Origin of the sequence: Nocardia sp. NPDC004568 (assembly GCF_040609955.1) — a bacterium.
Taxonomy (GTDB): domain Bacteria; phylum Actinomycetota; class Actinomycetes; order Mycobacteriales; family Mycobacteriaceae; genus Nocardia.
On the sequence record NZ_JBEXLL010000118.1, the window covers coordinates 1 to 13,206 of the forward strand.

At 68.1% G+C, this 13,206-nt stretch carries 13 protein-coding genes; 3 read left to right on the forward strand and 10 right to left on the reverse strand.

Annotated features, from left to right (window positions below; genetic code table 11):
- The first annotated feature begins 204 nt into the window (after nt 1–204).
- Together ABZV91_RS30740 and ABZV91_RS30745 are read left to right on the forward strand one after the other, a co-directional pair.
- Nucleotides 205–1,260 carry an NAD(P)-dependent alcohol dehydrogenase gene (locus ABZV91_RS30740; protein ID WP_355249239.1) on the forward strand — a complete coding sequence of 352 codons (1,056 nt, stop codon included), beginning with the start codon at nt 205–207 and terminating at the stop codon, nt 1,258–1,260.
- A gap of 544 nt (nt 1,261–1,804) precedes the next feature.
- Complete coding sequence (locus tag ABZV91_RS30745; RefSeq protein WP_355249240.1) at nt 1,805–2,929, forward strand: trypsin-like peptidase domain-containing protein; 1,125 nt, start codon at nt 1,805–1,807, stop codon at nt 2,927–2,929.
- Between the two features lie 17 nt (nt 2,930–2,946).
- Here ABZV91_RS30745 and ABZV91_RS30750 read toward each other — a convergent pair whose 3' ends face one another.
- The 10 genes from ABZV91_RS30750 to ABZV91_RS30795 all read right to left on the reverse strand — a co-directional run bounded on the left by ABZV91_RS30750 (nt 2,947) and on the right by ABZV91_RS30795 (nt 11,335).
- On the reverse strand, nt 2,947–3,513 hold the full coding sequence (locus ABZV91_RS30750) for a vitamin K epoxide reductase family protein (protein WP_355249241.1): 567 nt from the start codon (nt 3,511–3,513) through the stop codon (nt 2,947–2,949).
- Entirely contained in the window at nt 3,510–4,256 is a 747-nt protein-coding gene (locus ABZV91_RS30755; protein ID WP_355249242.1) for a thioredoxin domain-containing protein, read from the reverse strand. The genes ABZV91_RS30750 and ABZV91_RS30755 overlap by 4 nt, the downstream gene beginning before the upstream one ends.
- A gap of 138 nt (nt 4,257–4,394) precedes the next feature.
- Nucleotides 4,395–5,240, reverse strand: a complete 846-nt coding sequence (locus ABZV91_RS30760; protein WP_355249243.1) for a polyphosphate kinase 2 family protein — start codon at nt 5,238–5,240, stop codon at nt 4,395–4,397.
- 12 nt (nt 5,241–5,252) lie between these two features.
- Nucleotides 5,253–5,993, reverse strand: coding sequence for an ESX secretion-associated protein EspG (locus ABZV91_RS30765; protein ID WP_355249244.1), 741 nt, complete (start codon nt 5,991–5,993; stop codon nt 5,253–5,255).
- A complete protein-coding gene (locus ABZV91_RS30770) occupies nt 5,990–6,565 on the reverse strand; it encodes a hypothetical protein (protein WP_355249245.1) in 576 nt (191 codons plus the stop codon). The genes ABZV91_RS30765 and ABZV91_RS30770 overlap by 4 nt, the downstream gene beginning before the upstream one ends.
- A complete protein-coding gene (locus ABZV91_RS30775; RefSeq protein ID WP_355249246.1) occupies nt 6,558–6,980 on the reverse strand; it encodes a hypothetical protein in 423 nt (140 codons plus the stop codon). Before ABZV91_RS30775 ends, ABZV91_RS30770 begins: the two co-directional genes overlap by 8 nt.
- Before the next feature lie 180 nt (nt 6,981–7,160).
- Nucleotides 7,161–7,841 carry a methyltransferase domain-containing protein gene (locus ABZV91_RS30780; protein WP_355249247.1) on the reverse strand — a complete coding sequence of 227 codons (681 nt, stop codon included), beginning with the start codon at nt 7,839–7,841 and terminating at the stop codon, nt 7,161–7,163.
- Entirely contained in the window at nt 7,838–9,079 is a 1,242-nt protein-coding gene (locus ABZV91_RS30785; RefSeq protein WP_355249248.1) for a saccharopine dehydrogenase NADP-binding domain-containing protein, read from the reverse strand. The genes ABZV91_RS30780 and ABZV91_RS30785 overlap by 4 nt, the downstream gene beginning before the upstream one ends.
- A 37-nt stretch (nt 9,080–9,116) precedes the next feature.
- Complete coding sequence (locus ABZV91_RS30790) at nt 9,117–10,520, reverse strand: AarF/ABC1/UbiB kinase family protein (protein WP_355249249.1); 1,404 nt, start codon at nt 10,518–10,520, stop codon at nt 9,117–9,119.
- Nucleotides 10,521–10,648: 128 nt separating this feature from the next.
- Nucleotides 10,649–11,335 carry a TetR/AcrR family transcriptional regulator gene (locus ABZV91_RS30795; RefSeq protein WP_355249250.1) on the reverse strand — a complete coding sequence of 229 codons (687 nt, stop codon included), beginning with the start codon at nt 11,333–11,335 and terminating at the stop codon, nt 10,649–10,651.
- A gap of 424 nt (nt 11,336–11,759) precedes the next feature.
- On the opposite strand from ABZV91_RS30795, the gene ABZV91_RS30800 reads away from it, so the two are divergent.
- Nucleotides 11,760–12,977 carry a DUF445 family protein gene (locus tag ABZV91_RS30800; protein ID WP_355249251.1) on the forward strand — a complete coding sequence of 406 codons (1,218 nt, stop codon included), beginning with the start codon at nt 11,760–11,762 and terminating at the stop codon, nt 12,975–12,977.
- Nucleotides 12,978–13,206 lie beyond the last annotated feature (229 nt).

Genomic DNA, 13,206 nt, shown 5'->3' on the forward strand with positions numbered 1-13,206 from the left:
GTTTCGGCCTCGAAGCGCATGCGCCGCAGGCGCGAGTCTCGAGGCCGAAACGGCGAGACCAAGGGGGCCTCAACCCCGCGGCGCCGCAGGCGCCGCCAAAAAACACAGCACCTTCGCGAGCAAGCCCACGCCTACCTTCACCATGCGGCGCCGAAAGGTCACCCTGCCTTGGCAAATCAGGTATGCGCCGGTAGGCATGGACGCATGACTACTGCTGTAGCCGCTTACGCGATGGCCGGCCCCGACGCCGCATTCGAGAAGGTCACCATCGAGCGCCGGGAGCTCGGGCCCCACGATGTCCTGATCGACATCGCATATGCCGGGATCTGCCATTCCGATATTCACACCGCCCGTAACGAGTGGGGTGGCGCGGCGTATCCGTGTGTGCCGGGGCACGAGATCGCGGGGACCGTCGCCGCCGTGGGTTCGGCGGTGACCCGCCACCGGGTGGGCGACCGGGTGGGTGTCGGCTGCATGGTGGACTCCTGCGGTGTGTGCGAGCCGTGCCTGGCGGGTGAGGAGCAGTTCTGTACCCGTGGCGCGGTGATGACCTACAACTCCCGGGTGCCCGAGGAGGTGCAGCCGGGCGGACACACCATGGGCGGATATGCCACTCGGATCGTGGTGACGGAGAACTTCGTGGTCGCCATCCCGGAGGGTATCGATCTGTCGGTGGCCGCGCCGCTGCTGTGCGCCGGAATCACCCTGTATTCGCCTTTACGACAATGGGGTGCCGGGCCCGGGAAAAAGGTCGCGATCATCGGAATGGGCGGGCTCGGTCATATCGGTGTGAAAATTGCCGCCGCGCTGGGCGCCGAGGTGACGGTGCTCAGCCATTCGCTGAGCAAACAGGACGATGGAAAGCGATTCGGCGCCGACCACTACTACGCGACCAGCGACGCCGCGGTCTTCCGGCAGTTGCGCAGCAGTTTCGATCTGGTCATCAACACCGTCGCCGCGGATCTGCCGATCAACGACTACATGAAGCTGCTGCGACTGGATGGGACGCTGGTCGTGCTGGGGCTGCCGGAGGCCCCGCTCCAGGTCCAGGCCCGGGTGCTGGCCGGGCGCCGGCGCTCGCTGTCGGGTTCGATGATCGGCGGTATCGAGCAGACGCAGGAGATGGTGAATTTCTGCGCCGAACACGGAATCGGGGCGGAAATCGAGTTGATTTCCGCGGATGAGATCGACAGTGCGTACGAGCGTGTGGTGGCCAGTGATGTGCGGTATCGGTTCGTCGTAGATACCGCCACCATCTGAGTGTTTCCGTTGGTGTGAGACCGCGGATTCGGTCTGGGAATGACGTTTCGATCGTTCGTCATCGAACAATCGGCCGTCATCGAACAAAGGGATTTCGGCTCGCCACGGCGATTATCCACACTGTGGAGAAGCCTGTGGAAAACCCGGCTCCACGGTGTGGACGAAGACCGGGCGGCTGTGGATAAATTTCCGGGCGGCCGGGGCCGGGATACGGAATTCTATTGATTCGGTTTCCGCCGGATAACGAGCCGGGCGTATTCCCGATCGCGCCGCTCGGGCGGTTCGTCCGGGCAGAGGCCGACCCACGGGCCGGTTTTCGCCCGGACACCGTAAAGCGCCGCCGCGCGAGTGTGACACGGATGTGACCGCGGGGGTGCGCAGGTAACGAATCAACAGGTATCCGGACGATGTTCCCCCAGGCTCCGCCGGCCTGTGGATAACTGGGGACGCCTGTGGATAACTTGCGGCAAGGGGAGGAAACTCGACGGCCGGGCGTCGATCCGGGCGACAATGGTCGTGATCGGCTGCGTCAGCGGGAGGCTCCTTGGACAAACAGTGGCAGAGCACCGGCTCCCGCGGGCCCACCGGCGGGGGCCGCGTGCTCATCACCGTGTTCGCCGCGGTGCTGGCCCTCGGAGCGCTGTTCGGCTATCGGGGCGAGTTGCCCGGCCTGCCGCAGCCCGGCCACGCTACCGTCGCCGCTCCGGCGCGGACCGAGCCGCGTCCGCCGCTGAACGCGAGCGAGGTGACGCGCGGTATCTCACCGGTACTGGTGAACATCACCGCCGCCGCCCGTCCGTTCGGTGCCGCGGCGGCCGGATCCGGCATCGTCCTCACCGGAGAGGGGCAGGTGCTCACCAGCCACCATGTCGTGAAGGGCGCCAGAACGGTCCGGGTCAGTCGCGTGTCCGATGGTGCCGTGTACACCGCCGAGGTGCTCGGGTACGACGCCCACGCGGATATCGCCCTGCTCTCCCTCACGGGCGCGCGCGGGCTGGCCACCGCGCGGATCGGCAGTTCCGCCGGGCTGCGGGTCCGGGACGAGGTCCTGGCCATCGGTAACGCCGGCGGCAGCGGCACGGCCACCGCCGTCACCGGCGAGATCAGCGACCTGGACAGCACGATCATGGCCCTCAACCAGCAGGATCTGTCCCGGCAGGCGCTGACCGGGATGCTGGAGATCGAGGCCGCGGTCAGCGCGGGCCAGTCCGGCGGGGCGGTGACCGATTCCACGGGCGCGGTCGTCGGCGTGATCGCGGCGGCCTCCGGTAACCGGGACCCGCCGCCCGGAGCGGCCGAGGACCCACCCAATGGATACGCGGTGCCCATCGACGCCGCCATGCGGATCGTGCGGCAGATCCGGTCCGGCACGCCCACCGACTCCGTGCACATCGGTCCCACCGCCACCCTCGGGGTACTCATCTCCGACGCGCGTCCGCTCGGAGCCCGCGTCGATATGGCGATTCGCGGGCTGCCCGCACAGGTCGCGGGTCTGACGGCCGGGGAGATCATCACTTCGCTGGATGGTCGTGCCATCACGAGCGCCGGTGCACTGCGCGCGGCCATCGACAGCCGCAAACCCGCCGAAACGGTGCGGCTGGGCGTGCGCGCCGCCGACGGCCGGGAACGGTTGGTGGCGGTGCGGCTGGTCGCCGGCACGCCGGGTTAGGGCGGCCGGCGCCGCGCTCAGAACAGCGACAGCCAGTAGTCCTGGAAGCGCAGGAACACCAGCACGAGCACCACGGCGTAGAAGACCGCGACGAAGGTCCAGCGCCATTCCGCGACCACTCGCAGCGCGCCCCGATCGTTACCCCACAACTGTTCGGTGAGTACGGCGAGCAGCGGCGTGATGATCGCCCACACCACCATGCAGTAGGGGCACAGCGCATTGATGCGGTACAGGCTCTGGAAGATCAGCCAGCAGATGAACAGGGTGCCCGCGACCGTACCCAGCCACAGCCCGGTCCAGATCCAGCGGGGCAGCCCGACCCCCGCGACCGAGAGCACACCCAGCGTCACCACCACCGAGAACCCGGCCAGCCCGATGATCGGATTCGGGAAACCCAGTACCGCCGCTTGATCGGTCGCCATCACCGAACCGCAGGACAGCACCGGATTCAAGCTGCACGACGGGATGTAGCCGGGCTCGCTGAGTAGTTTGAAGTCCTCGACCAGCAGGACGAACGCGGCGATCCAACCGGCCAGACCGCACAGCAGCATTGTCCAGGCGGCAGGCGGCGAAGTCCGGATCACCGGCCCGCAGCCGCCTGGATCGCGGCGGTCAGCGGCGCGGTGTCGAAGCCCGACCGGTCCTGCTTCAGGGCGAGATCGACCTTTTCACCGTCGACGAAAACCGTCGGGGTGCCGTCGATCCCCTCGTCCAGCGACTCCTGGGATTTCGCGCCGACGAAACCCTCGTACGTACGGTCGGTGATGCAGTCGGCGATGGCGGGGTCGGTGTAACCCGCCTGCTGCGCGATGGCGACGAGCTGCTCGTCGGTCAGGCCGGCGCCGCCTTCGGGCGGCTGCTGCTGGAACATCAGCGTCAGCCAGTCCTGGTATTTGTCGGTACCGGTCTCGGCGACGCAGTAGGAAGCGTTCGCGGCCCGGGTCGAGTATTCGGTGCTGGACATCTTGTCCAGATAAGCCACGATGTTGTACTCGATCGCGACGGTACCGTCGGCGACCGAGGTGCTCAGCAGTTCGGCGTGATCGGCCTCGAACTGTTTGCAGACCGGGCACTGCATATCCGCGACGATCCGCACGGTCGCCTTCGCGTCGGGCTGCCCCACCCGGATGGCGCCGTTGTCGGTCGCCACCGCCGGGACGGCGCCCACATCGTCGGAACCGGAGTTGCGCACGGCCAGGCCGATACCGATCGCCGCGACCAGCGCCACCAGCACAGCGGCCACGCCGACCTGTATCGCGATCTTGCGGTTGCGGTCCGCGCGCGCACCCGCCGCCAGCGGATTCGGCCGCCCGGGGTTTTTGCTCACCGTGCGTTCACCACGCCTTTCCTCGCCTCGCCTGCCCCGACCACCCGTAGGATCGCCAGGGTGCGCCGGGGTGCCCGGCGCATCGCCCATCATTGTCCGGCTTGCTGAGAGTTTCCATAACTCACCGATCCGTGCCGGTCAGGCTGTGTCGAGCCGGCGCAGTTCGGCAGCCGGGTCGAAATTCGCCGGCGGCCAGCTCAGCTCCAAACTCCCGAGCGCCTCGATGAGTAGTTCGGTGACGGCCAGCCGCGAGTACCACTTCGCGTCGGAAGGCAGTACGTACCAGGGTGCGTAGCCGGTCGAGGTCCGGTCCAGCACATCCTGATAGGCCTGTTGATAGGCGGGCCAATAGGCCCGCTCGTCGATATCGCCGGGGCTGAACTTCCAGTATTTGTCCGGCCGTTCCAGCCGCTCGCGCAGCCTCTTCTTCTGTTCGTCGAGCGATACGAACATGGCGACCTTCACCAGTGTCGTGCCCGCTTCGGTCAGCTCCTGCTCGAAATCGTTGATCTCGGTGTAGCGCTGTCGCCAGACCGCCTCGGGCACGAGTTCGTGCACCCGGGCGACCAGGACGTCTTCGTAATGTGAGCGATCGAACACCCCGAGCTGTCCGCCGCGCGGCAGGGCTTTGCGGATGCGCCACAGGAAATGGTGCCGCTTCTCCTCGTCGGTCGGTACCCCGAACGCGGCGTGGTCGACGCCCTGCGGGTCCACCGAGCCGATGACATGGCGCACGATCCCGCCCTTGCCGGCGGTGTCCATTCCCTGTAACACCAGCAGCACGCTGCGACGGTCACCGGAGCGGCCGTTGGCGTAGAGCTTCTCCTGCAGGCCGGCCAGTACCTCGGCACGTTCGGCCAGCAGGGTTTCTCCGTCCTTCTTGCGACCGTCGAAGCCGGGCCGGGCCGAGGTGTCCATATCGGCGATGCGCAGGCCGTCGGCGCGCAGGGCCCGGCTCGCGGGTACTTTCCATTGCTCGGACATCGGACAGACCTATCACAATCCGGGCGTGCTGCCGCGGATACGGGCCAGGCTCTGCAGGTTGTCGGCGAACTCCGCATCGCTGACCGGTGCGAGGACCAGCACATCGGCGGTGGTGAGCAGATAGCGGCCGTCGTCTCGGATATCGAGCCAGCTGCGGTGCAGCGTGGGCGGTGACATGGGGTCGTCCGGCGCCACGGTGACCGTGATGAAACCGCGGGCGTCGACGGGTTCGCGCAGCGCCGCGCGAAACCGGGCGGCGTCTCCGTCTCCGTCGTGGACGGACAGCGGTGCGTCGGTGAGTACCGCGTCCTGGGGCTGGTGGAACGGGCCGTGGGCGCCGGGGCGGGCGGAACCGATCAGCTGGACCAGCCGGCCCCCGAGGTCCTGGGCGTGACACATGTGAACGGTGACCTTCGTGGGTGTGGCGTGCAGGACGGCGGCGTGGTGATCGATGACGGCGGCGAAGCCGAGAATCTGCTCGGTATGCGGCTGGTCGCCGTCGCCGGGGAGCGCCGGTCGCTCCCCGGAAATCGTTACTGCGGTGGCGTCCGGGCGGGCGCAGAGCATGAGCGCGGCTGCCAGATCCGGGTCGGCCTGTCTGGCGAACCGCTGTGGTAATCGCAGCGAATCCAGTTCGGATTCGGTGCGCACGGCGCTGGCCGGGGCCAGATTCACCGGGTAGGGCCGGCGTTCCAGGCTTGTTTCATTGGCCCAGACGTAACTGAACTCGTCCGGGGTCAGGATCCACTTCACTTGCGCGGGCTCCCGCCGCCGGCGCCGGTGGACGCGTCGGGGAACCGGGGCACCCGGTCGCCGGAAGCCGGGAGGGTGGAGTTGTAGATGGTGGTCATCGCGTCCTGCGCGTCGGCGGCGGCCGCGGCGGCGGCGATATCGTGGTCCATCCGGCGGCGGCCGCCGTGTACGGCCTCGGCCGCCGGATCGTCGAGCGGCCGATAGGGTCGCGGTGGGGCCAGCGCCGACCGCAATGTCTGGGCCGCTTCGGTATTGCCCTCCATCAGGCGCTGGAGTGCGCGGCACGCCTCGTGGGTTTCGTCACCGGTGGCGATGAACTCCCGTGTCGCCTGCCGGGCCGCGTTCGCCGAATGTCCCGACCAGCGCGCGAATTCGCGCCGGGTGGCGTCGGTGAACGTGGCGAAGGCGTCCGCTACGGCGTCGGCGTTCGACCGCCATGCCGCGGCGGCGCTCCCGAGCGCACCGGGATCGAGGACCTCGTGTACCCGATCCCAGATCTCCTGATGGGTGAAACTGCCGAAACATTCGCGTTCGGGTGCGAAGGGCGGATCGGTGCCCGCGGGTTCAGCCATGGACGTCCTCGTCGGCGCGGCCGAGACCGGGATGTGCCGCCACCACAGCCAGGGCGGCCCGGTTGGCGAGATCGGCCTCGGCGAGCCGGCCGCCCGCGGCGAGGTAGGCGGCTTTGAAGCAGAGCGCCGTCTCCTGAAGTGCGGTGAGGGTGTCCAGGTACTGCACTGCCTTTCCGCGGAACCCGGCCGCGAGGGCATGCCCGGTGGGTAGGTCGGGGAAGCCGGCGGTGTCGGTTGTTTCGGCGATATGGTGGCCTCCGGCCCGCGCCGCTTCGAGATCCGCGACCAGGGTGTCGCAGGCCCGCGCCAGGCGCAGGGCGACGTCTTCGGCGAGAGTGAACGAATCGTCACCCCCGGCCGTGGCCGCGCAGTAGAGCCGGCGGGCCGTGCTCTGCCCCACCTCCGGTACCGACATCTGGAATCCCCCTTCCCGCCCGTGGGTACGTCAGGTGACTCTACCGACGAGTAGCCCCGCACGCGGGGGAAAACATGCCGGTCATGGGGATTCGGCTGTGAATTGGCGCACGCCGGACCGGCGGTGGGCAGCAGCGAATCGAGGGGTGGCAAGGGGCCGAACACTTCTCGCGCGAATCCGTCAGACGCCGGAGGTCGCCGGACGATGGGCCGTGTGGCCCACCGTGTCCGCGGCCGGGCGGGTGGCGGTGACGTATTGGAAGAACCGGTGTATGGATTGGTCGATATCGACCAGTCCGGAAGTCGCGAACAGGTCCGGGAAGGTGCGGCCGCCGAACATGCGCAGCCCGCTCACTCCTGCGGTGAGCCGGGTCAATTCGCCGACCGGGTTGTCCGGGCGATGACTGGTGGTGATGGCGATCCGGCCGCCGGGCGCCAGCACGCGGATCATCTCCCGGGCCGCGACCAGCGGATCGGGGATGAGGTACAGGGCACCGAAACAACAGACCGCGTCGAAGGATTCGTCCGCGAACGGCAGATAGCGCGCGTCACCGCGGACATATCCGGCGCGCGGCCCGGCATTGTCGGTGCGGGCCCGCGCCAGCATGGGCGGCGAATAGTCGATTCCGGTGACGTACCCGTCGGCCGGTACGTGCTCGCTCAGGAAATGGGTGAAATTACCGGGCCCGCAGGCGATGTCCAGGACCCGCCGCGCCCTGTCGAGGCGCAGCGACTCCACCGCGAACCGGCGATCGGCGGCGGTGGTGCGGCCGGTGGCCAGATAGAACACCGTAGGCCGCCAGACCCTTTCGTAGACCGCCGCCAGCGCCGGGGCGTTCATGGTGCGCCGAGCGAGGTTCATCCCAGCGGCTCGACATCGATCGTCATACCGGCCGCGCGCAGGCGTGCGGTCAGCGCGTCGCCCATGGCCGCGGCGGGCGTGAGCACACCGGCGAGTTCCGGTTTGTCGTCGAAGGCCAGTGCGAGACCGCTCTCGCCGAGCATGACCGCGGTCGCCTTGTATCCGGGGTCGCCGAGACCGGCGAAATCGGCGCGATACCGGGCGCCGGAGGAGGTGCGGGTATAGGTGCGCATGCGGAACCAGCCGCTCTCCCGCGTGGCCTCGCTGGGACCCGTACCCGGCGCGGGCAGTACCCGGTCGAGCACCGCGCGACCCGCGCCGAACCGGGACAGCAGACCGCCGAGGGCCATTCCGGCGACGACACCGCCGGAGATACCCGCCGCGATCACCGGAGCCAGGACCGAATTGCCGGCACCCATGGTTTCGCGGTAGCGGAAATTCTTCCCGTATACCCAGCCGAGCAGGCCGTTGCTCCGGCGCACGATCTTGGTGTTGTGCGAGGCCATGACGAAGGTGCCGACCCACCCGTCCAGGCTCGGGTCGATCTCGCGCGCCCGCTGCAGGGTGAGGTCGGACTGGCGGCCCACGTCGGGGTCCATGGATTTGTCCGGGCTCAGCGAATAGGGATGACTGAGTACCGCGCCCTTCGATCTGTCCGCGGCGACCGCTTCCATCATCGCCCGGCCGGAATCGACGGTGCCGCCGCTCACACCGCCGCGCAGCGTCGCGATCAGGGTGGTGTCGCCGAGCTCGCCGGTATTGTCCGCGACCGACCGCCGATAGAGCTGGTAGACACTCAGGTCCGAAGGGACCGAGTCGTAGCCGCACGAGTTCACGATCTTGGCACCCGTACGCGCGGCCTCGTCGTGGTAGGTGTCGATGGCGTCGCGGATGAACAGCGGCTCGCCCGTGAGGTCGGCGTAGTGGGTCCCGGCCTTCGCGCAGGCCGCGACCATCGGCATTCCGTAGCGCAGGTACGGGCCGACCGTGGTGATGACCGCGGTCGTGCGGGCGGCGAGGGCGTCCATCGACTCCTGATCGGTGGTGTCGGCCACCACCAGACCCCAGTCCGCGGCACCGATCTCGTCGCGAACCGCGGCGAGTTTGTCCGCCGAACGTCCGGCCAGCGCGATCCGCGCCCCGGCCGGTGCCGCGCCCAGCAGGTACTCGGCGGTGAGCTTGCCGACGAAGCCGGTGGCGCCGAAGACGACCAGGTCGAACTCACGTGTGTCGGTCATGGATGGAAACCCCTTGGAAATGTCCGGTGCCGCGGTGCTAACCCGTACGGCGCTTACCGCGTTTGGCCGGCCGGCGCTGGGCCAGCCACTGTCGATGGAGACGTCCGAGTTCGGTGGCCGGCTCCTCGCCGTACAACCATTCCCGGGCGATGCGATGCCAATTGGCGGTCGCCTCGAGCTGACCCAGCATGCCGAAGGTCAGGAAATCGGCTCGCCGCGAGAACAGATGCTCCGGCGGCAGATTCTGTTGTTTCATACCGGAGAACTCGCTGGACCGTGGGTCCACGGCCAGTAGGAACGCGCCACTGGCCAGTTCCGGGGTGATGGTGAGTTCCTGGTCCACCAGGCACCATTCCGACGCCGAGAGCACATACTCCAGACATTCCTCGACCCCGATCTCGTCCGCCGAGTCGATGACCCCGCGCTGGATCATCAGATCCCGCAGATCCGCGCCGCGGTCCTCGGCGGCCGCGCAGAGGCAGATCGCCTCGAAGCGGACATGTTCTGGATCCATCCGGTTGAACAGGCCGAAATCGAGGAACCCGACCCGGCCGTCCGCGGCGAGCAGCACATTGCCCGGGTGCGGGTCGCCGCAGAACTCGTTGAAATTGAACAGCGACCCCACATAGAAGCGATAGATGATCTCGCCGACCCGGTCGCGTTCGGCCGGCGGCATCCGGCGGATGTCCTCGAACGCGGTACCGGCCAGATACTCGGTGACCAGTACCCGCCTGGTGCTGTGCTCGAGGACCGGCCGCGGGACCACGACGAACGGGTGGTCGGCGTAGAGGTCCGCGATATCGCGCTGGGTCTCGGCCTCGATGTGATAGTCCAGTTCGGATTCCATGTTCAGCCGCAGTTCGTCGAGGACCGCGGGGGTCACCCACGGCATCGCCGACTGCAGGACCCGCCGGAACATGTTCAGATTCTTGAGATCCGCCCGGACCGCCGCATCGATGCCCGGATACTGCACCTTCACCGCGACCTGACGACCGTCGTGCAACCGCGCGAGATAGACCTGGCCGATGGAGGCCGCCGCGATGGCCTCGGGTTCGAATTCGGTGAACACCGCGTCCAGCGGCTGCCCATGGTCCTCTTCGATCACCGCGCGCATGGCCTCGAAGGACACCGAGGGGGCGGCGTTGCGCAGGACCGCGAGCCGTTTCTGGAACCGTTCCCGGTGCTCCGGCGGCACCAGGTCCAGGTCCAGCACCGACATCATCTGGCCCAGTTTCATGGCCACGCCCTTCATGGTGCCCAGCACCATGACCAGCTGTTCGGTACTGCGGAGGATCGACTCCTCGGCCATCCGGGCCCGGACGGCCTCGGACCGGCCGCGCATCGACAGCCGGGCGCGTTGTTTGCGCATCATCGAGCCGGCCGCCACCGCACCCAGCTTGGTGCCGCGGGCCAGCCGGGATGTCGGCACTTGTTTCGCCATCGAGGTACCTCCGTTGGTGCCGACGCGCGCCTACGACGACAGCGGACACAACAACCGGTTCCGCGTCACCGCACGGCAATCAGACTAGCCAACCCGGCCGGGTTGTCGAGCCAGGCCGGCCCGCTGGCTCAGACGGCCTGGTCGTCGGGGGAGACCGGGGGCAGCACATGCTCCTGTTCGGCGAACTTGGTCCGCGAACCACTGGCGCGCGCCATGCCCTCGATGGCACTCCACACCATCATCGTGAGGTAGTCGATGACCTCTTCCCGGGGCAGCGTCTTGTGGGTGGTCCACCAGTGCGTCGCGAGCTGGATGCCGCCGACCAGCACATAGGACCACAGCATCACCCCTTCGGTCTCGATACCGCGGGCACTGCCGCGTTCGGTGATGGCGGCCGCGACGACCTCCGCGAACAACCTCTCGAAATCGGCCAGCGACGACGGATCCCCCGACCCGGTGCCCATGATGAACCGGTACACCTCGGGGTCCTCGTCGACCGCGCCCACGTATTCGGCCAGCGCCGACCGCACCAGCTGATATTCGTCGGCGTCGAGGCTGATCGCGCCGTACACGCGCGGCATCAGGGTGATCTCGATGAACCGCTGCATCGCGGCGTTGACCAGGTCGTTCTTATCGGAGAAATAGCGGTAGAGGACGGTCTTGGACACCCCGATCTCGGCGGCGATCTCGTCCATACCGGCGTTCCCGCCGCGGGTCCGCACCGCGGCGAGCGTGCCGTCGACAAGCTCCTCCCGGCGGTCGATCTTGTGCTGACGCCAGCGCCGCTTGCGCCCGTCGGTCCGCGGGGTGCGCACCGGCGCCGATCGATCGGCGGATGTCCCGATATCGAGCAGGTCTTCGGTGGACAGCGTGGGGCTCCTCGGTCCGGACGGTTGACGTGCGTTCCACTCTAGGCCCCATCCCTGCCCAGGTGGTTCGTTTGGCGCCTGTGCGGCAGATCCCACACTTCAGCGCGGGTCCGGCGACCCAGCGGGCGAATATGGTCGGACAGGACCGTAGCGGTGTGTGCTGTGCGGTCGGCGCAACCGGGCCTCGCCCCCGCGCCGCCGCAGGCGGCGCCATGAACACAGCAGAATGGGGAGTATGCAGAAACCGACCGGTAGTAGTGCGGTGCTCGATTCCGCTCCCGGGACGACCGGCCCCGGCGGGTCGGCGGAACCGCCGGGCGTATTCGCCACCCTCACCGACGACGCGGCCAAACGACGTGACCTGTGGCGGATGAAGGCCGTCGCCACCGGCCTGCTGGCCGTGGCCACGGTGATCTACCTGGTGTGCCGGTGGCTGGAGTCGCGCGGGGGCGCCGGCGACTGGGTCGGGTATGTGCGCGCGGCCTCCGAGGCGGGGATGGTGGGCGCGCTGGCCGACTGGTTCGCGGTGACGGCGCTGTTCCGGCATCCGCTGGGCCTGCCGATCCCGCACACCGCGATCATCCGCCGCAAGAAGGATCAGCTCGGGGCCAGTCTCGGCAATTTCGTGGGCACCAACTTCCTGTCTCCGGAGGTGGTCACCGCGAAGGTGAACTCCGCGCAGATCCCGTGGCGGATCGGGCGCTGGATGGCCGCGCCCGGTAACGCGGCCCGGGTGGCCGACGAGAGCTCGACGATTCTGCGGGCTGTCGTGGGGGTGCTGCGCGACGAGGACGTCGAACAGGTCATCGACAACACGATCGTGAAACGGATCGCCGAACCGCTGTGGGGTCCGCCGATCGGCCGGGTCCTCGCCGAGCTGCTGGCCGACAACCGGCAGCTGCCGCTGCTGGACCTGCTCGCCGAACGCGCCCACCAGTGGGCGCTCGGCAGCCAGGAGACGATCGACCGGATCGTCAACGGTGAGGCGCCGCAGTGGGCGCCGAAATTCGTGAACGTCCTGCTGTCGGAGAAGGTGTATCGGGAGCTGGTCGAGTTCACCTGGAAGGTGCGTTCCACCCCCGATCACGAGGTCCGGCTGGCGGCCAACCGTTTCCTGGAGGATTTCGCCCACGACCTGCAGTACGACGAGATGATGATCGCCAAGGCCGAGCGGATCAAAACCGAGATCATGGGCCGCGAGGAGATCACCGGCCTCGCCGAGGCGACCTGGCGGGCGGCCAAGCGCCTGATCCTCGAATCCGCCGACGACCCGAACAGCACCCTGCGCCGCAAGGTCGCCGAGAACGTGCAGCAGCTGGGCGAACGCCTGCGCGACGACACCGAGACCCGGGCCAAGGTCGACGGCTGGATCGAGCGCGGCGCCCGCTACCTGGCCGCCAACTACGCCGACGAGATCGCCACCATCGTCAGCGATACGGTCGCCCGCTGGGACGCGGAGGAGGCCAGTAAGAAGATCGAGGTCCAGGTGGGGCGTGACCTGCAGTTCATCCGGATCAACGGCACGGTGGTCGGCAGTTTGGCGGGGTTGGCGATCTATACGGTCTCGCAGGTGATGTTCGGGGGGTGAGTACACGGCGAGACGGGTCTCAACCCTTGGAGGTGTCTCGTAAGACTCGACGCATGCGGGTTTCGTCGGCATTCGATGGTCCGGGTCGGATGCCGACTCGACCGCCCGGGTGGCCTGGCGTCTGATCGCTTTCACGAACAGGAGCGGCCTTTCGGTGCCGAGTCTTACGAGGCCCTGAAAGGGTCGAGGCCCGTCCCGCCGTTCAGGCCTCGAAAGCGCCCGCGCGAAG